Source organism: Gorillibacterium timonense (assembly GCF_001457415.1).
Taxonomy (GTDB): Bacteria; Bacillota; Bacilli; order Paenibacillales; family NBRC-103111; genus Gorillibacterium; species Gorillibacterium timonense.
The window spans coordinates 182,484-205,586 of the sequence record NZ_LN881720.1 but is presented as its reverse complement, the minus strand read 5'-3'; the positions used below and the strand labels follow the sequence as shown (position 1 = coordinate 205,586).

21 protein-coding genes are annotated in these 23,103 nt (G+C 55.5%); 7 read left to right on the top strand and 14 right to left on the bottom strand.

Annotated elements, in window-relative coordinates; translation table 11 throughout:
• The first annotated feature begins 65 nt into the window (after positions 1 to 65).
• From BN2684_RS01455 to BN2684_RS01440, 4 genes are all read left to right on the top strand, one after another.
• Entirely contained in the window at positions 66 to 863 is a 798-nt protein-coding gene (locus BN2684_RS01455; protein ID WP_058300402.1) for a flagellar motor protein, read from the top strand.
• Positions 847 to 1,632, top strand: coding sequence for a flagellar motor protein MotB (locus BN2684_RS01450; RefSeq protein ID WP_058300529.1), 786 nt, complete (start codon positions 847 to 849; stop codon positions 1,630 to 1,632). The genes BN2684_RS01455 and BN2684_RS01450 overlap by 17 nt, the downstream gene beginning before the upstream one ends.
• 275 nt (positions 1,633 to 1,907) lie before the next feature.
• Positions 1,908 to 2,501 carry a TetR/AcrR family transcriptional regulator gene (locus BN2684_RS01445; protein ID WP_058300401.1) on the top strand — a complete coding sequence of 198 codons (594 nt, stop codon included), beginning with the start codon at positions 1,908 to 1,910 and terminating at the stop codon, positions 2,499 to 2,501.
• 13 nt (positions 2,502 to 2,514) lie between these two features.
• Complete coding sequence (locus BN2684_RS01440; RefSeq protein WP_108722136.1) at positions 2,515 to 3,255, top strand: SDR family oxidoreductase; 741 nt, start codon at positions 2,515 to 2,517, stop codon at positions 3,253 to 3,255.
• Positions 3,256 to 3,463: 208 nt separating this feature from the next.
• Here BN2684_RS01440 and BN2684_RS01435 read toward each other — a convergent pair whose 3' ends face one another.
• Positions 3,464 to 3,673 (bottom strand): hypothetical protein, encoded by a 210-nt coding sequence (locus BN2684_RS01435; protein ID WP_058300399.1) that lies wholly within the window; start codon positions 3,671 to 3,673, stop codon positions 3,464 to 3,466.
• Positions 3,674 to 4,026: 353 nt separating this feature from the next.
• Positions 4,027 to 5,310, bottom strand: a complete 1,284-nt coding sequence (locus tag BN2684_RS01430) for a PDZ domain-containing protein (RefSeq protein WP_058300398.1) — start codon at positions 5,308 to 5,310, stop codon at positions 4,027 to 4,029.
• Positions 5,311 to 5,536: 226 nt separating this feature from the next.
• On the opposite strand from BN2684_RS01430, the gene BN2684_RS01425 reads away from it, so the two are divergent.
• Together BN2684_RS01425 and BN2684_RS01420 are read left to right on the top strand one after the other, a co-directional pair.
• On the top strand, positions 5,537 to 5,884 hold the full coding sequence (locus BN2684_RS01425; RefSeq protein ID WP_058300397.1) for a PadR family transcriptional regulator: 348 nt from the start codon (positions 5,537 to 5,539) through the stop codon (positions 5,882 to 5,884).
• Entirely contained in the window at positions 5,877 to 6,911 is a 1,035-nt protein-coding gene (locus BN2684_RS01420) for an HAAS signaling domain-containing protein (RefSeq protein WP_058300396.1), read from the top strand. The genes BN2684_RS01425 and BN2684_RS01420 overlap by 8 nt, the downstream gene beginning before the upstream one ends.
• Positions 6,912 to 6,994: 83 nt before the next feature.
• On the opposite strand, the gene BN2684_RS01415 is transcribed toward BN2684_RS01420, so the two are convergent.
• The 12 genes from BN2684_RS01415 to BN2684_RS01360 form a co-directional block, all read right to left on the bottom strand.
• On the bottom strand, positions 6,995 to 8,485 hold the full coding sequence (locus tag BN2684_RS01415; RefSeq protein ID WP_058300395.1) for a S41 family peptidase: 1,491 nt from the start codon (positions 8,483 to 8,485) through the stop codon (positions 6,995 to 6,997).
• 72 nt (positions 8,486 to 8,557) lie between these two features.
• Entirely contained in the window at positions 8,558 to 9,826 is a 1,269-nt protein-coding gene (locus BN2684_RS01410) for a murein hydrolase activator EnvC family protein (protein WP_058300394.1), read from the bottom strand.
• Between the two features lie 9 nt (positions 9,827 to 9,835).
• Positions 9,836 to 10,741, bottom strand: coding sequence for a permease-like cell division protein FtsX (gene ftsX, locus BN2684_RS01405; protein ID WP_058300393.1), 906 nt, complete (start codon positions 10,739 to 10,741; stop codon positions 9,836 to 9,838).
• Positions 10,731 to 11,417, bottom strand: a complete 687-nt coding sequence (gene ftsE / locus BN2684_RS01400) for a cell division ATP-binding protein FtsE (protein ID WP_058300392.1) — start codon at positions 11,415 to 11,417, stop codon at positions 10,731 to 10,733. The genes ftsX and ftsE overlap by 11 nt, the downstream gene beginning before the upstream one ends.
• A 694-nt stretch (positions 11,418 to 12,111) precedes the next feature.
• The gene (gene argH, locus BN2684_RS01395) at positions 12,112 to 13,518 is read right to left on the bottom strand and encodes an argininosuccinate lyase (protein ID WP_058300391.1); all 1,407 of its coding nucleotides are present in this window, start codon (positions 13,516 to 13,518) and stop codon (positions 12,112 to 12,114) included.
• A gap of 326 nt (positions 13,519 to 13,844) precedes the next feature.
• Positions 13,845 to 15,089, bottom strand: coding sequence for an argininosuccinate synthase (locus tag BN2684_RS01390; protein ID WP_058300390.1), 1,245 nt, complete (start codon positions 15,087 to 15,089; stop codon positions 13,845 to 13,847).
• Between the two features lie 141 nt (positions 15,090 to 15,230).
• On the bottom strand, positions 15,231 to 16,181 hold the full coding sequence (gene argF, locus BN2684_RS01385; protein WP_058300389.1) for an ornithine carbamoyltransferase: 951 nt from the start codon (positions 16,179 to 16,181) through the stop codon (positions 15,231 to 15,233).
• Positions 16,182 to 16,426: 245 nt separating this feature from the next.
• Entirely contained in the window at positions 16,427 to 17,620 is a 1,194-nt protein-coding gene (locus tag BN2684_RS01380) for an acetylornithine transaminase (RefSeq protein WP_058300388.1), read from the bottom strand.
• A gap of 27 nt (positions 17,621 to 17,647) precedes the next feature.
• A complete protein-coding gene (argB, locus tag BN2684_RS01375) occupies positions 17,648 to 18,439 on the bottom strand; it encodes an acetylglutamate kinase (RefSeq protein WP_058300528.1) in 792 nt (263 codons plus the stop codon).
• Positions 18,440 to 18,471: 32 nt separating this feature from the next.
• A complete protein-coding gene (gene argJ / locus BN2684_RS01370; protein ID WP_082651677.1) occupies positions 18,472 to 19,695 on the bottom strand; it encodes a bifunctional glutamate N-acetyltransferase/amino-acid acetyltransferase ArgJ in 1,224 nt (407 codons plus the stop codon).
• 56 nt (positions 19,696 to 19,751) lie between these two features.
• Positions 19,752 to 20,801 carry an N-acetyl-gamma-glutamyl-phosphate reductase gene (gene argC, locus BN2684_RS01365; RefSeq protein WP_058300386.1) on the bottom strand — a complete coding sequence of 350 codons (1,050 nt, stop codon included), beginning with the start codon at positions 20,799 to 20,801 and terminating at the stop codon, positions 19,752 to 19,754.
• A gap of 478 nt (positions 20,802 to 21,279) precedes the next feature.
• The gene (locus tag BN2684_RS01360) at positions 21,280 to 22,071 is read right to left on the bottom strand and encodes a divergent polysaccharide deacetylase family protein (RefSeq protein ID WP_058300385.1); all 792 of its coding nucleotides are present in this window, start codon (positions 22,069 to 22,071) and stop codon (positions 21,280 to 21,282) included.
• 203 nt (positions 22,072 to 22,274) lie between these two features.
• Here BN2684_RS01360 and BN2684_RS01355 point away from each other — a divergent pair, with 203 nt between their 5' ends.
• Positions 22,275 to 23,054 (top strand): polysaccharide deacetylase family protein, encoded by a 780-nt coding sequence (locus BN2684_RS01355; protein WP_058300384.1) that lies wholly within the window; start codon positions 22,275 to 22,277, stop codon positions 23,052 to 23,054.
• Positions 23,055 to 23,103 lie beyond the last annotated feature (49 nt).

The window sequence follows — 23,103 nt, the reverse complement described above, 5'->3', positions numbered from 1 at the left end:
TGTTGCAATCTTTGGAAGCATCTGACACAGGACTGCATCCTACCTCAGAACTGGAGTGGACGTTAGTGGACATTACGACAATTATCGGTATTCTGCTTGGCTTTATTTCCCTAATAGGGGGATTCATGCTGGAAGGAGGCCACCTGGAATCGCTGTGGATCTATACGGCGGCTATCATCGTTTTCGGCGGTACATTCGGCGCGGTTATCATCAGTTTTCCTTTGTCCAGCTTGAAGGATATCCCGAAAGCCTTAGGCATGGCGTTTAAGGAACCCAAACGCGACCCCGGACAGATTATCGATGAGATTGTCGACATGGCCACGATCGCTCGCCGTGAAGGCGTGCTGGCATTGGAGCAGAGAGCCCAAGAGCATACCAACCCTTTCCTCAAGGAAGGACTTTTGATGGTTGTCGACGGTACAGACCCCGAGCTTACCCGGCAGATCATGGAGCTCGAAATGGATGCCATTGAATCGAAGTATGAAGGCTATGCCAAAATATTCGAAGCTGCCGGCGGTTATGCGCCTACTATCGGGATTATCGGTACCGTACTCGGCCTGATTCACGTACTCGGGAACCTGACCGATCCGGATTCACTTGGACCGAAGATTGCCGTCGCGTTCACCGCAACCCTGTACGGGGTAGCGAGCGCTAACCTTCTGTACCTTCCTATCGGCACCAAGATCAAAAACCGCAGCAAAGGCATCGTATCCGACATGGAGCTGATGCTGGAAGGCATTCTGGCACTGCAGGCCGGCGAAAATCCACAGCTCATCAAGAAGAAGCTGACCTCCTTCCTCCATGACAAGGAAGGCAAGAATAATGCGGGAGCAGGTGCCGATCTCAATGGCGAGGAGAAATAAGAAGAAACAAGTCGAACACGAAAACAACGAACGCTGGCTCGTCACCTATTCCGACTTGATCACGCTGCTTCTGGTCTTCTTCGTCATCATGTACTCCATGAGTAAGGTGGACGTGGCGAAGTACAACCAGCTGGCGCAGTCGCTGCAGTTCCAATTCAACAAATCCGATTCCGTCATGCCTCAAGGCGGAGGCGGCAGCGGCCTCGTCGGCGAGACCGATCCGAAGAAGGATCAAACAGCGGACAACGATTCGGACGACAGCAAGAAAAAAGCGGGCGATGAGACGCGCGCCGATCAGGAACGCAAGGAGCAGGAGCAAAAAGAGCAGGAGCTTCAAGGTCTCCTTAAGATCATTACCCATTATATCGATGACAATAAGCTGCAAGCGACCGTATCCGCCGTAGACACCGAGCGGGGAGTCTCTGTGACGCTGAAGGATTACTTCCTCTTTGACCTCGGCAAAGCGGATCTCAAGCCAGGTGCTTATCCGATTCTGGACAAGATGGCGAGTCTATTCCCGAGCCTGCACGCCGAGATCAGCATCGAAGGCCATACCGACGACCTGCCGATCACGGGCGGCCAGTACCAAGACAATTGGCGGCTCTCGTCCGAACGTTCGCTGAGCGTCCTTCGATACTTTGAAAAGAAAGGCATCTCCCGCGATATCTTACGCTCCGTCTCTTATGCTGACACGAAGCCGATCGTGAAGAACGATTCCGAAGCCAACCGTCAAAAGAACCGGCGCGTAGAGATCGTCGTGCTGAGATAGTCTATCACCACATGCTGCAAACACCGTTCGAACCCGGGATTATCCGCGAGTTCGGCGGTGTTTTTTATTTGGACCACGGCCATAGCCAGTTCACTTCCAACCTCATGCGGTTAAAAACGGGGTCTATTGGTATGAGAAGTAGATGCAGAAACCCAGGTTCTTGGGTTGCGAGCATGCAATGTGGTTTTAATCTCGTTCAATGACAAATGACATAATATATTATTTGTCATTTGTAACCCCGTGTGATATTCTATCCGCATGGAGGTGACCCTATCATGGAAAAAGCATCGGAAGTGCTGACGAGAGAACAAATTCTAACCGCCACAGAGGAAACGTTGCGCCGCTTTGGAGTCGGCAAAACCTCCGTCACAGACGTCGCCAAAGTGCTCGGGGTCAGTCACGGCACTCTTTACCGCCATTTCAAAAGCAAGGCGGACCTGCTTGAAGGAGCCACAGAGAGCTGGCTAACCGATAAAATCATTGAACCTTTGACGGCAGTGTGCAGCGACACTTCCTTGAACGGCTCCGCCCATTTATACCAGTATATCCGGACACTCATCGAGTTAAAGCGGGCCTCTGCCCGAGAAGACGAGGAATTGTTCCGCGTGTACGCAAAAGTTACGGAAGAAGCGGCGGATTTAATCGGAAGACATATTCGTCATATTACGGATCAGCTAAGCGAGATTATCACCCGAGCCAATCCGGCATGCGCGTCACCTGGCCGGTTGGCGAGCGCTATTTTTTATGCCACCGCGCGTTTTCATCATCCGGCCCATGCCTATGCTTGGAAGAGCCCCTCGATCGATGAGGAGTTTGCGGAGGTATGGTCGTTACTTGAACAGGGCTTCGCCAATCAACTGAGCGAATAAGGAGTGAATGAACTTGAACATACTCGAAGGAAAAGTCGCCATCGTTACCGGTTCATCGCGAGGAATCGGGCTTTCTATTGCCAATCGTTTGGCTGACCTCGGCGCAAAGACGGTCATCAATTACTCCAGCAATCCGGATAAAGCGTCTGAGGCGGTGGAAGCGATCAAGCGGAGGGGCGGAACGGCCATTGCCCTGCACGCCGACCTGAGCAGAATGGAGGAGATCGAGAAGCTGTTCTCCGAAACGCTTGCCGCCTTCGGCAAAGTAGACATTCTGATCAACAATGCGGGGCTGATGATCAACAAGCCTCTTGCGGAAGTGACGGAAGCGGATTTCGACAAGCAGTTTGCGGTAAATGTGAAAGGTACCTTTTTTGCCTGTCAGCAAGCGATGAAGCACATGGAGAATAACGGGAGGATCGTCAACTTCTCCACCTCCGTGCTGGGGCAAATGTTTCCGGCGTACAGCGTATATGCCGGGACCAAAGGTGCAGTCGAACAATTCACCCGCCAGCTCGCCAAGGAATTCGGCCCGAAGGGGATCACCATCAATGCGGTCGCTCCCGGTCCCGTGAATACCGAGCTGTTTACCGTCGGGAAAACCGAGCAGCAAATCGAAGGCATGAAAAAGCTGAATGCCTTCGGCCGGATCGGTGAACCGGAGGATATCACGGATGTCGTCGAGTTTCTCGTAAGCGAGAAATCCCAGTGGGTAACCGGTCAAACCCTGCGCGCCAACGGCGGGTTTATTTGAGTAACAAGAAGCTTATACATTTGAGGATAGCGGCTTGCCTTAAGGTTGCACTATCTGTATATAAACTAGAACGTTGCCAGATTGTTCTCCCACTATAGCCATCGCACTAAACGGTCAATTAGTTGCGAACTAAGGTACTTACAATTGTTATTCTCCTTACACCATTTAAGAAAAAGACCTTGAGGATTGTCTCTCAAGGTCTTCTACATTAATATCCATTTGCTTTTTCTATATTCTCACACAGTGTTTTTGTTAGCTCACCCATATGAGATTTGGCAAAATCAATAATATCCCTTTCCGTTATCAATGATTCAAGAACAGATACAATCAATACTCCCTGCACCTTTTCTTCACTTAATGCCATCTTTTCAAGAAAGTCATAGATATTACTTGATTCTTCATGCTCTTTAAATGACATGTGGTAAATCCTCCTCAAGCCATTTTATTTCCTCATCGTAAAGCGGTTTTATAAGTGGCACATCTATTAATAAGCGCGTAATTATGTTGTCATACTCCAATTACATCACCTCTTTCATTTCCCTACATTTACGTCACTCTTGTTTCAGGTTCGTTCAAAATTTAAGTATCTTGAGCGCGGGTCTCGCACCAATCGAGCCTGATCAAGCTACCGCCATTGTCGAGATATCCGTGTTCCGGGCCGCTCCAACTCTGCAGGAAGTCTCTCCTCTCTCCATCATGTTCCTCCACATGCAAAAAGACCACGGCCAATGGCGCATGGTCTCGTTTCAACGATCGAATTGACGCCGGCTCCTACATCCCCTGCTGGCGCTCATTGCGCAGCACGCCCATCCACTTACGGCGGACGTAAGAGGGGAAGGAGAACGTCTTCTCCTCGATATAATAAGGCGCATCGTCATCGGGAGCAACGATGATTCCGAGCTGGTGATGCTCGTCCTCATAGAGCGGGCGGCTGATGAATTTGCTCTCCCCCGCCAGGTTCAGCACCTCCAGCTTGCAGAAGGCGGAGTTCAGCCGAAGCGCCTCATGCAGCTCCTCCTTGGTCCGAACCTGCACGCCGTTGACTTTGTGAACAACTTCCCCGACGGTAAGACCCGCGCCCTGTGCGGAGCTACCCGGAAGAACGGCAAGAATCGTAAGTCCCTTTGGGCCGTTCACGTAGAGCGGGCTGCGCTGCCGTTCCGCCCAGTCTCCATAAGTGATAATCGCTTCATGCAGGAGAATGCACACGATAGCCGCCGCCCAGCCAAAGGGCGTCCAGAAGGCAGACACGACGGCTCCCGCCAACAGAACGGCTCCATATCCGAGGAGCAGCCCCGCCGTCTGGCGAAGCTTAGGCTTCGGCAAACGGCTGAGGGTCATGCCGGTGAAGCCGATGATGGCCGGGAAGACAAGAAAGTCCCACTGGACCGCCTGCCAGTTCCCTGCTAGAAACGGCTCCCACGGCAGAGTCACTCCGCCGCTCGCCACCGGGGTGAGCAGGAACAAGGGGACCGGCCAGAAGCCCTGCAGCTGATAGCTGCCTACAATTTTGCCCCTCTTGCTCTCTACGAAGAGAGGGGTGGCCAAGCGATCGCCCTGAAACAGGATCAAGCCCGCCTCCAGCAGATGCAGAACCGCGACCAGAACGAACAGAGAGGGCAGATCGACCTGATCCACCGCCTGATAAAACCACGCAAAGCCCGAATTCTCCCCCCACCCAGGCAGATGAGGCGCGGTCATATGAAGCAGGCCGAGCAGGCCTGCTGAATAAGCCAAGCAGAGATAACGAACGCGAACAAAAAGCAACCCCAGCGTCAGTCCCCACAGAAGCACGACGGTTCCGGCTTCCAGCTTGACCCCGGTCACTGCGAGCAATAAGGATGCCAACGTTCCGGCCAGAAGACCCCATGCGACCGTTCGCCACGTCTCCTGCCCGAGCGAGTGGAGCCGACTCGCGAAGAACTTCCGCTCCAATATGATATGACGGCGATACTGGATCACCACGAAGAGAATGCCAATGTAATAAAAGGGGTTCAGCGCCAGCCTGCCGATTGCGGCAAGAAGCCGGTAGAAAAGCTCTTCGGTTCCATTCATGGTTCGCTGTCTCCTTTATGGGATCGATTCGTCTATTTGTCTCTCTTCCTTTTCGACGCAGAGGAACGGAATCCTTCACGATTCGTTCAATTTCCTATATTTATCCATTTACCTGATCTTCGTTCGATGATGGTCCGGTCAAGCTGTCACGGTTCATTTCATCGCACAATAAATTATTATTGATAATATTGTGTGTCGCACAGTATAATAGCAGTGAGGTGATACGATGCTTGAAAATGATCAGCTGCAAAGCTTTCTCACAGAACTTCGGCGAGGCAGCTTAACCTTGGCGGTTTTAGGATGCCTCAAGCAACCGCATTATGGATACGCCTTGCTTCAAACCATGCAGGATAAGCACATCGACATTGAGGCCAATACCCTATACCCCCTTTTGCGCCGACTGGAAAGTCAGGGCTTGCTTGTGAGCGATTGGGATACCAGCGAGAGCAGACCCAGAAAATACTACGCCATAAACGAAAAAGGAGAGGCGGTGTACCAAGAGCTGCTGAATGAATGGAGAAAAATGCAACGCAACATCGAATCCATCTGTGGAAGGGACGAAGACAATGAATGATTTGATCGAGCGGTATGTTTATGGTGTAACGCACCACCTGCCTGAAAAGGACCGGGATGAAGTGAGCAAGGAATTACGATCCAATATCTATGACATGTTGTCAGAACATCCAACGGATGAGGAAATAACCGCCGTATTATATAAACTGGGTTCACCCGCTTCGTTAGCGGTGAAATACCAGCAAAAACCCCGTTATCTGATATCACCGGCTATCTATGGAGACTATGTGCGCACTCTTAAGTTTCTCTTGCCTCTGGTCGGTGTCGTCGCTTTGGTGATAGGCATGATGCTGGGAGCTGTCGATGCCATTAAAGCGGACATGGTGGATGTGGCTTACTTTACGAGCCATAGCATTTCAAAAGGCATTTCTATGGGCATAGCGGCAGTTTTCCAGGCGCTTCTGTGGACAACAATCGGTTATGTGATTGCGGAACGAACGAGGACCAAAGCAGCAAACGATAAAGGCCAGGAGTGGAGTATCGAAGATTTACCGGAGATACCGCCTAATGGCAAAAACAGTATCCCCTTGTCTGACAGTATTATGGAGTTGGTGATGACCGTCGTCTTCTCTGTTGTGGCTATCCTTATATGCCGTGGAGTTGTGCCTCTTGTTTTTCTCATACAGAACGGTGACACGCAAATACGCACCCTTTTCAGTTCTTCCTTTTTGCAAAGCTGTATCCCTGCCGTTATCGGTATGGCTCTCATCGGTATTTTCGCCTGTATCTGCAAGATCAAAGACCGCAGATGGACTCCATTCGTTTGCATTGCAGTCATGGGGAGCAGCCTGATCAACATGGGGATTGTGCTATTCATGATAAACAAGCCCGATATATTTAGTACGGAATTTATCGCTTTTCTACAAAGCAAGGGTTGGGACGACTTGGGATTCGCGGGTTTTATGGGATCAGGCGAAACCCGTTCGGTTATCGCGCTTATTTCTACTATTATAGTTGTGTGCACGCTAGTTGGATGCGGCAAGGCTGTTTATAAGACCATGAAAAGCAAAAATCAACTGGGTTTATAATTAAAAGAGGATGCCTTCTTACTCGGGCATCCTCTTATTAACAAGAGATTAGCTATCGCGACTGGCTCGGAATAACCTAAGCCTTACTTCCCTAGCCGCTTCTCCGTTGCTGTTATTGCAGCGTTCAGTTGAGCATCGTTCTTGGAGTCGCGGAGCATGGCCGTGACCGCTTCCTCGATACCGCTCATCGTCTTCGCGTCCGCTTCACCGGTAACCGTAAGCTTCTTGGCGGTTTGGAACGCTTTTACCTTATCGGCCGTCCCCTTGCTGAAGTAACCGTCCTGACGGTCGGGTGCAAAGCCGAGAGCGGCCAGCATGACCTGCAGCTTCTTCACCTCGTCGCCAACCATGTCGGCTTTGAGTGTCTTTTCCTTGGAGAACGCCGTGAGGTTGAACACCGCGGGCTGCTCCACCTTGATGTCAGGCTCGATGCCCTTCTTGTGAATCCAGTTGCCATTCGGAGTCAGCCATTTCATGATGGTCATCTTGATGTTGCTGCCGTCGCCCATTTCCTTCTCATAGGTGACCTGAACGGTCCCCTTGCCGAAGGATTTCTCGCCGACGAGCTGCCCGCCGACCGCTTCCTTGATGATCCCGGCGAGAATCTCCGAGGCGCTGGCGCTGCCTCCATTGATCATGACGGTGACCGGATAGGTACGAACCGGATACTTGCCTTTGGCTGCTTCCTCGCTGCGCTGCCCATTGCGGTCCTCCACTTGGAGGACGGTCTTGCCCTTGGGGACAAAATGATCGGCGATATCCAGAACGGAGTCGAGCAAGCCACCGGGATCGTCGCGCACATCGATGATGAGGCCCTTCATGCCCTTTTTCTCCAGGTTGTTCAGCTCTTCCGCGAATCGCTTCGCCGTATCTGTAGAGAATTGGCTGATTTCGATTTTGCCGATGGTGTCGTTCACCATCTCTGCGTAGACCGTTTCGATCGGAATGTCATCTCGAACCACGACGAGCTCTTGAGGAGCGGAAGCTCCCGCTTTGAGAATGGTCAGCTTGGCCTGCGTCCCTTTCGGGCCGCGGATCTTCATGACCGCCTGATTGAGCGTCAGTCCGTCCAGCTTCTCTCCGTTTACCGCCAAAATCGCGTCACCCGTGCGGATGCCGGCTTTCTCGGCGGGAGAGCCCTTAATGGGCGCAGTGACCGTCACGACGCCGTTCACCAGCGAGCATTCCGCTCCGATGCCTTGGAACGACGAATTGATCGTCTCTTCAAATTGCTTGGCTTCCTCCTGGTCCATGTACGTCGTGTACGGATCGTCCAGCGCATCAAGCATGCCGTGGATCGCTCCGTTGACGATCTTGTCCTTGTCTACCTTGCTGAGGAAGTTGGTTTCGATCAGCTCGTAAGCCCTCTCCACCTTGTCCAGCTCCTCGCCGGACAGCTTGTCGTCTCCCGCCGTAGAGCTCGAAGCTCCCGGAGTGCTAGAAGGAGAAGGATTCGAAGCCTGGGACGGGCTCTTCTCCCAGATCGGAGAATCCGTCACCGCCATCGTGAAAAGGCTGCCGGCAAGCAGCGCCAGCAGCACAATGGCAAACACCGTACGACCTTTAAATACCATGGGAACCTCCACCACCTTATACGGGCCTGTCTGTTTGTTCAGTATATGCCAGGCTCGTACGGTTTAGTATTTCTATTGGATATAAGGCAGCGGATTGACCGGATTTTCATTGATACGCACTTCAAAATGCAAGTGGTTCCCGGTGGAATCACCTGTGCTGCCGACTCCGGCAATCACCTGGCCGCGCTTCACGGTATCCCCCTCACTCACATAAATGCCGCCTTCCATAATGTGCCCGTACCAAGTCCAAACTCCGTCTCCGTGGTCAATGACAATGCAGTTGCCATAGCCGCGCACCCAAGAAGCGATCAAGACAACGCCGTCGTCGGCGGCCAAGATCTTCGTCCCTCTGGGAGCCGCGATATCCACGCCCTTGTGCAGCTTGCGGACACCGGCAATCGGGTCCACGCGGTAGCCGAAGGTGGAGCTGATCGTATCGCTGGAAGGCACCGGCCACAGCATCTGGCCGTTATGCGAGCTGGCCACCGTCTTGTTGCCTCCGCCCTTTGCCGCCGCCGCTGCGGCAGCAGCCGCGGCTGCCTTCTTGCGCTTCTCTTCCTCTGCCTTTTCCTTGGCGATAATCTCCTGCTGCTTGGTGTAAAGCTGCTGCTTCTGCTTCGCCAGAGCGACCAGGCTCGCCTCGGACTCCTCGCTGATGTCCTCCTGCTTCGCTTCTTCCTGCGACAGGCTGGCAATCACCGCTTTGACGCGCTTCTCTTTATCCATGAGGGAGGCCTTTAAGTCCTCCGCATCGGCATACATATCCTTCACGTCGGCCAGCTTCGCCTCGACGTCCTTCTTCATCGCCGCGATCTCGTTGCGATCCTTCTTGTTCTCCGCCAGGATCTTCTTGTCCTGACCGACCAACGCCTTGATTGAATCAAAGCGATCGATGAAATCGGAGAAGCTCGTGGCGCTGAGCAGCACGTCCAGGTACGAAACCGAGCCTTTCATGTACATCATGCGGACCCGGGATTTGAGGAGGGTGTCCCGCTTCGCTACCCGGTCCTGCGCTTCTTCCAGCTGCTCGCCGGTTTGCTGCAGCTTCAAGCTCGTCTCCGTGATCTTCGTCTCCAGCTTCTCCAGCTTGTCTCCCTGGGTCTTGATATCCGTCTGGAGGTCGTTCAGGGAAACCACCTGCTGCTGCTTTTCCTTCTTCAGGCCAGCAGCCTTCTGATCGGCCGCCTTCTGCTGCTCGGCGGTCTTCTGTTCTTGCTTGCGGAGTTCCGACAGCTGCTTCGCGATATCTTCCTTGGCTCCGGCCGTAGCCGTCAGCGGTTGAATCAGGAGCGCCGCCGTCAAGGTCGCGGCGATCCAGGTCGTCAAGGTCCGTTTCAACATTCCGTCCTCCTACACTTTCAAGAATTTGCGAACCGAAATGGTGCTGCCCCAAATGCCGATGACGAGCCCGATGGCCATGAGCACCCCGCCGATGGGGTAGGCCGTCGATTTGAAGGGCGACATCTTCAGCATGACCGTGACCAGCCCCGGCTGGAAAAATTCCAGCATCAGATGATAGCCGTACGTGAGCAGAGCTGCCGGAATAAGCGCCCCTTGAAACCCGATGAGGGCTCCTTCAATGAAAAAGGGCCAGCGAATAAATCCGTTCGTCGCTCCGACCAGCTTCATGATCTTGATTTCCCGGTTGCGCGCCAGGATGGTCAGCTTGATCGTGTTTGAAATGAGGAACATGGAGGTAAAAACTAGGGCGACGACAAAAACAATCCCGATGTTGCGAACGATCGTGGTGACCTTGAACAAGGCGTCGACCGTTCCCTTGCCGTATTTGACCTGCTCGATCGGCTTCGGTTCGCGCCCATCGTTCAGCTTCTGAATCTGCTCGGTGACGCTCTGAACGGTACGCGGCTCCTTGACCTCGATGACGAATCCATCAGGCAGAGGATTGTTCTCTCCGTCAAGGCCTTCCAGAGGATCGCCCATCGTCTCGCGCATGGTTTTCAAGGCTTCCTCTTTGGAGACGAATACGACCTTCTTGACTTCCGGCATCGCCTGGATATCCGTCTGGATCTCCTCTCGCACCGCCTGGGGAGTCTTCAGCTCCAGGTACACTTTAATGGTCACCTGATTCTCAAGCTGGTTGGACATATAGTTGACGTTGATTCCTAGCATCAGGAACAACCCGAGAATGAATAGAGAGATGGTAATGGAGCTGATGGACGCGAACGTCATCCAGCCGTTGCGGTACATGCTGCGAGTGCCTTCCCGAAAATGCCTGCGGAGGGTGCTAATCTTCATAGCCGTATTCCCCTCTCTGCTGGTCGCGGGCAATCTGGCCCTTCTCGATGGCGATGACGCGTCTACGGCGGGTGTTGACGATTTCCTTGTTGTGCGTGGCCATGATGATCGTCGATCCACGGTAGTTGATTTCATCGAGCAGCTTCATAATCTCCCAAGAGGTATCGGGGTCGAGATTCCCGGTAGGCTCGTCCGCAATGATGACGGCCGGATTGTTTACGATGGCCCGGGCGATGGCTACGCGCTGTTGTTCGCCGCCGGAGAGCTGATTCGGAAAGGAATCCGCCTTCTCTCTCAAGCGGACCAGTTCAAGCACTTCCAAAGTGCGCCGCTTGATGAGCCGCTTCGGAGCTTCAATAACCTCGAGAGCGAAAGCGACGTTCTCGGCGACGGTCAACTTGGGCAAGAGGCGAAAATCTTGAAAGATGACCCCGATATTCCGGCGTACATACGGAATCTTCCGAGCCTTCAGCTTGCCGAGGTTGAAGCCGTTGACGAAGATGGTCCCCTTGGTCGGCTTCTCTTCTCTGTATATCATCTTCATGAACGTAGATTTGCCGGCACCGGATGGCCCTACGACATAGACAAATTCATTGGAGTCGACCTTCAAATTAATTCCACGTATCGCGTTTGTCCCGTCCGGATAGGTCTTCCAGACGTCATGCATTTCGATCACATCATCACTTCCTGTCACTAGTAAGCCCTAACAACTTCGACAATTGTGGCCAAATTCCTCCGGGCTGAAGAGAAACTCCCCTTTTTTTTCAAAAAAAGGGTGCTTGCGCGGTTGACGGTTCTACATGACGGCGGATTCTAGCAAAGCTTGTCTCTAGCAGAACGGAGTCGAATCGCATGGGTAAAAATCGCGATCAGAAGCCCCCGATTCACGTGACATGAGTTCTATTGTACATGACGAAAAAGACAAGGACAAGGCAAAATGACCCTGCAAAGGTCGAATTATCTGAAAACTTCAAAGATTTGTACGAAGGCAACCGACCCAAAGGAGACAGGCAAGACGACGCCAGCGGTTCGAAAAAGCGGAAAAGATTTCGGAATAAGTCGTATCGCCCGTTGAGGGTGAGTCTCTAGATGACGTTAAAAGGAAAACCTCTCAAAACCGCATCGCAGCAGCAATTGAGAGGTTTTCGAATCGATTGACGCCCTTTCGTATCCACACGATTAAGGATGAAAGCGGACTTGTCCGCCTTCAACTCAAGCCGTGGTTTCCGCGCCCATTCCCACTCCGGTCAAGATGGGTTAATTTCCCAATTCCTTATGCTGGATTTGAATCCCCTCAGCGCTGTCACTCATCCACGCAGCGGGCCCTCTTCAAATCCTGGAGTTACCGGATTCTGTCCGTGCTGTTTGCCTCACGCTTCGTGCTGAGCAATCCACTCGGCCGTAGCTTCCGCCGTCTGCTTCGCCCTGGCGAGAGCGCCTTCCACCTGAGAGCGCGCCGTGCCGCCGTAAACCTTGCGGGCGTTGACGACATGCTCCGGCTCCAGCACCTGATAGATCTCCTCGTCGAACAGCTCGGAGAATTCGCGGAATTCGTCCAGCGTCAGATCGAGCAGGAATTTGTCGTGCTGGATGCCGTACAGGACGAGGCGGCCGATCACTTCATGCGCCTGCCGGAAGGGAAGGCCTTTGGTGACCAGGTAATCCGCGATATCCGTCGCATTGGAGAAGTCCCGGTTCACCGCCTGACGCATCCGCTCCTTGCGCACCTTCATGGTGGAGATCATCGGAGCGAAGAGCTGCAGCGCCCCTTCCAGCGTGCGGACCGTATCGAACATGCCTTCCTTGTCTTCCTGCATATCTTTGTTATAGGCGAGCGGCAGAGCTTTCAGCACCGTCAGGAGGCCGAACAGATTGCCGTAGACCCGGCCGGTCTTGCCGCGCACGAGCTCGGCGACATCGGGGTTTTTCTTCTGCGGCATGATGCTGCTGCCCGTGCAGAAAGCATCGTCCAGCTCGATGAACCCAAACTCCGTGCTCGACCACAGCACCAGCTCCTCGCAGAGACGCGACAGATGCGTCATGACGAGCGAGGAATTGGCGAGGAACTCGACGATGAAGTCGCGGTCGCTGACCGCGTCGAGGCTGTTCTCATACACGCCGTCAAAGCCCAGCTGTTCCGCCACAAAGTGGCGGTCGATCGGGAACGTCGTGCCGGCTAGGGCGCCCGCGCCGAGCGGCAGCACGTTCACGCGCTTGTAGCTGTCCTTGAAGCGGCTGATGTCCCGCTCGAGCATGGAAACATACGCCAGCAGATGATGGGCAAGCAGGATGGGCTGCGCTCGCTGCAGATGCGTATATCCCGGCAGGATCGTATCGAGATTCGCTTCCGCCTGCTCAAGGAGAGCTTCCTGCAGCTTGTGCAGCAGTCCGGTGATCTCCACCGTCCGCTTGCGCAGGTACAGGTGCATATCGGTAGCAACCTGGTCGTTGCGGCTGCGACCGGTATGCAGCTTGCCGCCGACCGGGCCGATCTCGCCGATCAGCGCCTTCTCGATGTTCATATGGATGTCTTCATCGCCGACGGAAAACGTCATCTGCCCGGCCTTGATGGAAGCGAGCACCTTGCGCAAGCCTTCGGCTATGGTGGCGGCGTCTTCCTGCGGAATGATTCCGCATTTGCCGAGCATAGCCACATGAGCCAAGCTTCCTTGAATGTCTTCCTCCGCCAGCTCTTTGTCGAACAGGATCGAGGCGGTGTATTCCTCCACCAACTGGTTGGTCGGCTTCGTAAAGCGTCCTCCCCACAGCTTGGACACGTCTGTTCCCTCATTTCCTCAAGCGAGCCCCGCGCCACTCGTGCGCGGAGCCCGTTTCAATTTTATAGTGGCAACTGGATGGCTACCGATAAGAGCGTGTCTTCAAACCTCATGGTATGGCGGCCGAGACACGAATGGGAATTGCCTGAGCTAGAACCGCTATCGCTTCCCTCAGGAGGTCCCTTCCCAGATGAACCGGCCCGAATTCGGGTTTGAAGACACTCTAGTACGCTGTCAACCTTAATCGTGTGGATATGAATCGGCGTCCATCGGTATGGGAAGTTGTGCGGAGTCCACAGTTTTTGAGTTGACAGCGTACTAGCTACTTAGTTCTGCGGCTTGGCGTTCTGCTCGACCCCCGAGGCCACCTTCAGGCGAAGCGCGTTCAACCGGATGAAGCCGGCGGCATCGCCTTGATTGTACGCTTGGGTCGGGTCCGCTTCCATCGTGGCGATGTTCGGGTTGTACAGGCTGACGTCGCTCTTGACCCCTGCCCCGATGACATTGCCCTTGTACAGCTTAAGCCGCACGATCCCGGATACGTTCTTCTGGCTTTCGGTGACCAGCGCCTGAATGGCCTGGCGCTCCGGAGCGAACCAGAAGCCGTTGTAGACGAGAGTGGCATACTTCGAGATGAGGGAATCGCGCAGGTGCATGACCTCCCGGTCCATCGTCAGCGACTCCATCTTGCGATGAGCGGTGAAGAGAATCGTACCGCCGGGGGTTTCGTACACGCCGCGGCTCTTCATACCGACGAAACGGTTCTCCACCATATCGACGCGGCCGATGCCGTGCTTGCCGCCTAGCTTGTTCAGCTTCTGCATGACGCCGAGCGGCGACAGCTCCTCGCCGTTCACCGCAACGCAGTTGCCTTGAACGAATTCCAGCTCGATGTATTCCGCTTCATCCGGAGCATCCTCCGGAGAGACGCTCAACACGAACATGTCCTTGTTGGCGTCCGCGCTCGCATCGAACCACGGATCTTCGAGAATGCCGCTCTCAAAGCTGATATGAAGCAGGTTGCGGTCCGTGGAATACGGCTTGGCCGCCGTCGCCTGTACCGTAATCCCTTGCTTTTCGGCATAAGCGATCATCTCCGCGCGGCCCGGGAACTGCTCACGGAATTCCTCCAACCGCCAAGGGGCGATGACGTTCAGCTCAGGCGCAAGCGCTGCGGCTGTCAGTTCGAAGCGCACCTGGTCGTTGCCCTTGCCGGTGGCCCCGTGGGCGATGGCGGTCGCGCCCTCGGCGCGAGCGATCTCGACCATCCGCTTCGCGATCAATGGCCGTGCGATGCTGGTGCCGAGCAGGTACTGCCCTTCATACAATGCTCCTGCCTGGAACATCGGGTAGATGAAGTCGCTAGAGAACTCCGCCTTCAGGTCATCGATGTACGCCTTCGTCGCGCCTGTCTTGATGGCCTTTTCCTCCAGGCCGTCCAGCTCGTCCTCTTGGCCGATATCGGCCGTGAAGGTGATGATCTCGGCGTCATAGGTTTCCTTCAGCCATGCCAGTATTACGGATGTGTCCAGCCCGCCCGAGTAGGCCAGCACGATTTTCTCCTTCGCCATGCTTTTCGCTCCTTTTTCTCATTCCTCTTCTTGCTTTATTCTTCCCGCTTCAGGCAATATCCCCCGGTGGGTTCACGCTGCCGCATGAATCCGCTGCGTGAACCCCACCGCAGGCTGCATGAATCGTTCTGCTTGCTTCCGCTACATGAGAGCGGCCATAATCGCCTTCTGCGCGTGCAGCCGGTTCTCCGCTTCATCGAAGATGATCGAATGCTTGCTGTCGATCACGCCAGCGCTCACTTCCTCGCCCCGATGGGCCGGGAGGCAGTGCAGGAAGACATAATCCGGCTTCGCGAGCTTCGCCAGCTCCTCGTTCACCTGATAATTGGCAAAGGCCTTCTCGCGAATTTTCTGCTCTTCTTCAAAGCCCATGCTCGCCCACACATCGGTGTAGACGATATCGGCATCGGCAATCGCTTCCCGCGCATCCTCAGTCACGAGCAGCGAGCCGCCCGTTTCCGCAGCGATCGCACGAGTATCCTGCTGCACCCCGGCATCAGGCAGATAGCCGTCCGGAGAAGCAATGGCTACATGAAGCCCGAGCTTCGCGCCGCCGATCATCAAGGAGTGGGCCATGTTGTTACCGTCGCCGATGAAGGCGATCTTCAGCCCGGCGAGCTTGCCCTTGTGCTCAAGCACGGTCATGTAATCCGCGAGCGCCTGGCAAGGATGGGAATAGTCCGTCAGTGCGTTAATGACCGGAACGGAGGAATGCTCCGCCAGATCGAGAATAATCTGATGCGCGAACGTGCGGATCATGATGCCGTCCAGATAACGAGAGAGTACGCCCGCCGTGTCCGAAATAATCTCGCCTCGTCCGATCTGCAGATCGTTGCGAGACAGAAACAGCGCATGCCCGCCCAATTGGTACATCCCCACTTCAAAAGAAACCCGGGTGCGCGTCGACGATTTTTCAAAGATCATGCCGAGGGTCTTGCCTTCAAGCGGGCGGTACGCTTTCCCCGCCTTATTCAAGTTCTTCAGCTCGATGCCGAGATCGATCAGCTTCCGGATCTCATCCGGCGTATAGTCGGCGAGGCCGAGAAAATCCCGCCCCTTCATGCCGAGGGATTCCAATTGGTCCGCTATCATGCGACAGTTCCGCTCCTCTATTGTACAGAATGATTAGTTATCAAAAAAGCTCCGGTTCCTCTCTTCCGAAAGACCCGTATCCGAAAAGGATCCGCTCGCATCGTCCAATCGCGCAAAATGACTCATGCAGCTGGGCTGAAAACCGCACCGTACAACTGCTCCCCGTACGCTGTCAGCCCTAATCGTGTGTCTGCGCTATGGCCTTCTTGCCCTGCCCTACCATCAGATTAGGCTTGTGCCGACCCTTAAACGCCGCTTGCCACCGTCTTGTGTCCAGCGAGCACACCTGCGATGATCTCAACCGCTTGGTCGATGTCGTCCTTGGTGATGATGAGCGACGGCAGAAGCCGGATCACGTTCGGTCCCGCCGATACGACCAGAAGGCCCTGCTTGTGGATCGCCGCCACATCCTCCGCGACCGGAGCTGCGCATTCGATGCCGATGATAAGTCCCTTGCCGCGAATCACTTTCACGTAGGCGTTGCCGGCCAAGCTCTCTTCCAGCTTGCCGATCAGGTAATCGCCCAGCTCAGCCGCACGCTCTGGCAGCTTATCGGCCAGCATCGTCTCGACGGTAGCGATTGCCGCCGCAGTAGCGATGGGCGTGCCGCCGAAGGTGCTGGCGTGGCTGCCCGGCGTGAAGGCTGCCTTCAGCTTCTCCTTGCCGAGCATGGCCCCCATCGGGAAGCCGCTAGCGAGCGCTTTGGCGAGCGTGAAGATATCCGGCTCGATACCATAATGCTGGTGAGCGAACAGCTTGCCCGTGCGCCCCATCCCCGTCTGCACCTCGTCCACGATGAGCAGGAGGTCATGCTTCTTGCACAGCCGCACGATCTCTTGGACGAATGCAGGCTCCGCCTCCAGGATTCCGCCCTCCGCCTGAATCATCTCCAGCATGATTGCACAGGTTTTATCCGTGATGTAGCCCTCCAACGCTTCTACATCATTGAAGGGGGCATGAACGAAGCCTTCCGGCAGCGGCAAATACCCATCCTTCACCTTGTCCTGCCCGGTCGCCGTCAGCGTGGCGAGCGTGCGCCCATGGAAGGACTGGTGGAAGGTGATGATCTCGAACTTCCCAGTGCCGACCACCTTCGAATGATAGCGCCGTGCCAGCTTGATGGCGGCTTCGTTGGCTTCCGCTCCGCTGTTGCAGAAGAATACGGCGTCCGCGCTGCTGTTCTCGGTGAGCAGCTGCGCCAGCTTTTCCTGATTCGGATGGCTGAACAGGTTGCTGCAATGCCACAGCTCGTCGAGCTGGGCCACGAGACGCTCCTTGACCACCTGCGGGGCATGCCCGAGACTGGTCACCGCGAGTCCGGCCATGAAGTCGAGATACTCCTTGCCAGTATCATCATACAACCTCGTTCCGTCGCCTCTCACTAGGGTAATGGGAAAACGGGCATACGTGTTAAAAAGCGCACTTACGGGTTCAGCCATCCTTCTCACTCCATTTCATGGTTTTTGTTAGTCGCGAACAATTCGGGTTCCGGTATCTCCGGCGAGCAAAGTTCGTCGCAGAACATCCGGGACGGAGCCGTCGACGATGACGACCTCGCGTACATTGCCGTTTAGGCAGGCGAGTGCGGCTTGGACCTTCGGAATCATTCCGCCGTAGATTTCGCCCGAAGCGATCATCGCGCGAATATCCGCTTCCGCTGCCTCCGGAATCACTTGCTTGCCCTTTTCCGTTTCTTTTAGAATGCCCGGCACGTCCGTCACGACAATCAGCTTGGCTGCACCGAGCGCCGAAGCGACCGCGCCCGCAGCGGTATCGGCGTTGATGTTATAGCGCCCCGCTCCATTCGCGTCGAGCCCGACCGGAGACACCACCGGAATGTAGCCGAGCTTGGCGATTCCTCCGAGCAAGGTTCCGTTGACGCTGACGACATCGCCCACGAGGCCGACCCGGTCCGCATTTTCCACGGGAACCGCCTCGATCAGACCGCCGTCCACGCCGGACAGCCCGACGGCCGGAGCTCCCGCCGCCTGCAGCCTGCGGACGATCTCCTTGTTGATCTTGCCGGACAGCACCATCTCCACCACGTCCAGCACTTCCTCGCTCGTCACGCGAAGCCCGCCTTCGAAGCGGCTTTCAATCCCCAGCTTCGTCAGGGTCTCGTTGATCGCCGGTCCGCCGCCGTGCACAATGACCGGTGACCAGCCTTCTTCAAGCAGGAGCCGCAAATCCGTATAGAAAGAATCCGGCAACGCCGCAAGCGTGCTCCCGCCGCATTTGATGACAAAGGATTGTTCCATCGTTCCGCCCATCCAAACAGGCCTCCTCCGGCTTAAGTCCGATACGCCGCATTGATGCGTACATATTCATAGGTCAGATCGCAGCCCCAGGCGGTGGCGCTGGCCGTGCCCATGTGCAGGTTGACCACGATTTGAACCTCGGTTCCCTTCAAATACTCCGTAGCCGCCGGATCATCGAACGGAACGGGACGGGAGCCCTCCAGGACGAGAAAATCTCCCAGGCGGACATCCACGGTATCGGGATTGACCGGCTGACCGGCCCGGCCGACAGCCGCCACGATACGTCCCCAGTTGGCGTCCGCTCCGTAGCAGGCCGACTTGACCAGGCTGGAGCCGACGACCGTCTTGGCGATGGCCCGCGCCGCCGCTTCGTTCACCGCTCCGGCCACATGCACTTCCACCAGCTTCGTCGCGCCTTCGCCATCTCGAGCGATGGCTTTGGCCAAGTACTCCGCCACATAGCCGAAGCCGTCGGCAAATGCCTTCCAGTCCGGATGTCCAGGATGAAGCTCGCTGCCGCCGGCAAGTCCGCTCGCCATTGCCACAACCATATCATTGGTAGACGTATCGCCGTCCACGGTGATCATATTAAAGGAAGCATCCGTCGCTTCCGAGAGCAGGCCTTGAAGGTCGGCGCTCGTCACCAGAGCATCCGTCGTGATGAAGCCGAGCATCGTCGCCATATTCGGATGGATCATGCCGGAGCCCTTCGCCGCTCCCGCGATATGAACGGGTCCGGCCGAGGTCTCGACGCGAACGCAAAGCGATTTCTGCACGAGGTCGGTCGTCATGATCGCCTCGCAGAAATCATCGCCGCTGTTCGCGGCCAGTGCGGCCGGGAGCCCGGCGATGCCGCGCTCCACCTTCGCCATCGGCAAAGGCTCGCCGATCACTCCGGTGGAGGCGACGCCGACCAATGTCTCGGCGATGCTGAGCGCGTCGGCGGTGAGGTGCCGCATGGCGCGGGCATCGGCTTCACCCTGCTCGCCCGTGCAGGCGTTGGCGTTGCCGCTGTTGACGACCAGCGCCTGGAGCTTGCCAGCCCCTGCCGCGATGCTGTCCCGCGTTACCTTTAGCGGCGCCGCTTGGAACACGTTCAGGGTATAGACCGCTGCAGCGGCTGCCGGAACCTCACAGTAGAGAATGCCGAGGTCGCGGCGCTCGGTCTTCTTAAGACCGGCATGCAGTCCTCCGGCTTGAAAGCCTTTGGGCGTGGTGATAGTCCCACCAGGGAGAACAACAAAGGATGAATTCATAACGCTTCGCACCATTCCTATCATTTCATAGATTCCGCTGTTCGATCAGCACGAGTTCAAGGATACAACGGCGAGAATTCCAGACCGGCAGTCTCTTCCCAGCCCATCATCAGGTTTAAATTCTGCACCGCCTGACCGGCGGCACCCTTCACCAGATTGTCGATGACCGACACGATGGTCACGCGATGAGTCCGTTCATCGACGGAGAAGCCGATATCGCAATAGTTGGACCCGGCCACCTCCTTCGACGCCGGCCACTGTCCAGCGGGCCGAATGCGGACAAAAGGCCTTCCTTCGTAATAGCTGCGGTACTGGGCAATGAATTCCTCAACCGTCCGATCATCCGTCAGCTTGGCATACATGGTGCTCAGAATTCCTCGAGTCATCGGAGCGAGATGAGTCGTAAAGGTGACGGCTACATCCCGGCCCGCACAAAGGCTTAGCGCCTGTTCGATCTCAGGCGTGTGCTGGTGCTTGCCCAGCTTGTATGGCTTCATGTTATCATTGATTTCTGCATAATGCGAAGAAAGCGAAAAGCCGCGCCCAGCCCCGGATACGCCCGACTTCGCGTCGATGATGATCGAATCGGGATCGATCCAGCCAGCGGCAAGCGCTGGTATCAAACCAAGCAGAGTGGCCGTTGGATAGCAGCCGGGATTGGAAATGAGCCGCTTGCCCTCCACTTCCTTCCCGCTTACCTCGGCAAGCCCATAGACGGCTTCCTCCAGGTATTCATTCGCCGCAGGTTCTTTTCCGTACCACTTCTTATAGTCTTCGCCGTCCTTCAGCCTCAAGTCCCCGGACAAGTCGATCACCTTGAGCCCGGCATCCAAAAGCTGCGGAACAAGCGTGCTGCTCACTCCATGAGGGGTAGCCGTGAAGACGACATCCGCCTTCTTGCGGATCAGCTCCGGGTCAATGGCACCGAGCTCCAGCTCAGCCAGACCTGCCAAGTGGGGAAAGCTCTCGGTAAGCGACGCTCCGACCGAGGAGGACGAAACAACAGCCGAAAGCTCCGCATGCGGGTGCCGAAGCAGAATTCGCACAAGCCCCCCCCCGCCATATCCCGTTGCCCCCACGATGGCAGCCTTGATTTTTTCCGCCATGATCCTCTCTCCTTCCCATCCGATCGCAAAAACATATGTATTATTATACGTTTCTATGCATGATAATTCAATGCTATATTTCAAGTCATACCCGGCTCCCCAGCCGCATATTGCGATACAACAGTGATTTTCACCGCATTCTTTCTCTTGCACCCTCCGCTCTTCTGCATCAATCGTTTGCATACAGCGAATAAAGCCCTTCGCCCGATAGCGGGGAGAAGAGCCTTGTTCACTAATAATTCCGGGGAGCCTCCAGTATCACCAAGTATGTTGTCAGCTTAATAACCGTGCTCTCCGTAGAGCTTCCCCTACCCAATGACTACGATTCATACCCACACGATTAGGGCTGGGCTGACAGCGTACGAGTACGCTCGGCTCAAACCGTTGCTTCCGCACCCTTCCCGTAACGATCGGCGATGGCCTCTCGCTGGCTCCTATCCACGCGACTTAAATTGACCGCGCTTTCGTTCTCCATGTATTAGTTCTCCAGCCCCCGCATCTTCAACATTTCGGACATCCGAAGGAACCGAACTCCCGGCATCACCTGGGGAGCTTCCTTTACCGCTTCCGCTGTTTTTTGGCCGCCTGTCCCAACATGGCCGATGGCAATCCCCGTCCCTTGCTCTTCTACAAGCTTGCCGAAGAGCTGGAGCTGTTTGCGAATCAACGCTGAATCCTTCACGTCATCGAGAAAAAGCTGATTGTCGGTACTTTGAACGCCCATTCTCCGAGCTGTTTTGCCGACGACACTGCGATAATTCGTATGGCTGTCCAAAAAATACAGCCCCCGCTCCCGGCAAACGGCGAGAACATTCTCCATCACCCGTTCGCTTGACGTCGCCTTTGAGCCCATGTGATTGCTTATCCCGACTGCGTGCGGAACATTGTCGATCGCTGCCCGCACCCGCTCGCGAATCTGCTCGTCCGTCAGGTCACATGTGACCGCACCGGGACCCAGCCAGCTTTTTCGTCCAGTAAACGGCTCCATGGGCATGTGAACGATCACTTCATGTCCTTTGTAATACGCTTCTTCCGCGTCCTTCTCCGTCGTAGGCAAAAAGGGCATGACCGCCACCGTAATGGGGAATGGTAAATTCATCATCTGCTCCGTCCCGTCCATCCCATTGCCGAAGTCGTCGATCACAATGGCTGCCGCTTTGCCGGATGCCGGCGTTTCGCCTTCGGGAGCGTTTCTCCTTTCAGCCGCCGTCGCATTCAGGCTCCAGCCCAAACCGATTGCGACCGCCAAAACCAAGCCGAGCTTGTTCATCACTCGTTCCTCCTCATCGCGTAGAAAACACGATGATAGCTTTAGCCTAAAGAGGAAACGGGAATCTGGAAATTACCGTCAGGCATGCAGGAGGCGGCGATGGGAAAACTAGTACTCTGTCATCCTTGATCGTATGGACAAGAACCGGCGTCGATCGGCATGGGAACGGGTACCGCTATTTTCGAAAGGAGTGTCAATCCCCCATGAAATGGGCAAAGCCTCGTGTCTACACAAGTATCACCTTGATCGTCATCGTCCTTCTCCTGATCGGCTCGGGCCTCCCCCCGGCTGCCGCTTCAAGCTCATCCTTCACTCCAACCAGAGGACGCGATTATTACGAAGCTCGCGGCGATATCGTCTGGGAGGTTCCGATGACCGAGAAGCTCATCGCCCTCACGTTCGACGACGGTCCCGATCCCGAGGAAACTCCGCTGATTCTCGACCTTCTGAGCCAGTATCAGGCGAAGGCCACCTTTTTCGTCCTCGGCAAAAAAGTCGAGCAGTACCCGGAGCTCGCCGCCCGGGAAGTGTTGGAGGGCCATGAGATCGCCAACCATACGTACACTCACCGCTATTTCAACCGTCCCATCACTCGCGAGGTTCTGAACTCCGAGATCACCCGCACCGATGAAGCGATCCTGCGCGCAACCGGGCAAAAGCCCGTTCTGTTTCGTCCGCCCGGAGGCTACTACGGACAAGCTGTCGTGGATGGAGCGAAGCAGGCCGGTTACAAGACCGTGCTGTGGTCCTGGCACCAGGATACGGAGGATTGGAACCGTCCCGGAACGGAGAAGATCATCCGTAAGGTGCTGACCAATGCGCGCAATGGCGACATCATCCTGTTCCATGATCACGTCGAGGGAAAGAGCCAGACGGCAGCGGCTCTGCAAAAGATACTGCCGGAGCTCTCCAATCGCGGGTACCGCTTCGTCACGGTATCCGAGCTTATGCGCCACAAGGAATCGAAACCGGCAGGGAATTGAAAGCCCGCACATGCGGACGTCCGGTATGCAACCCCGAACCTTAGCGTCA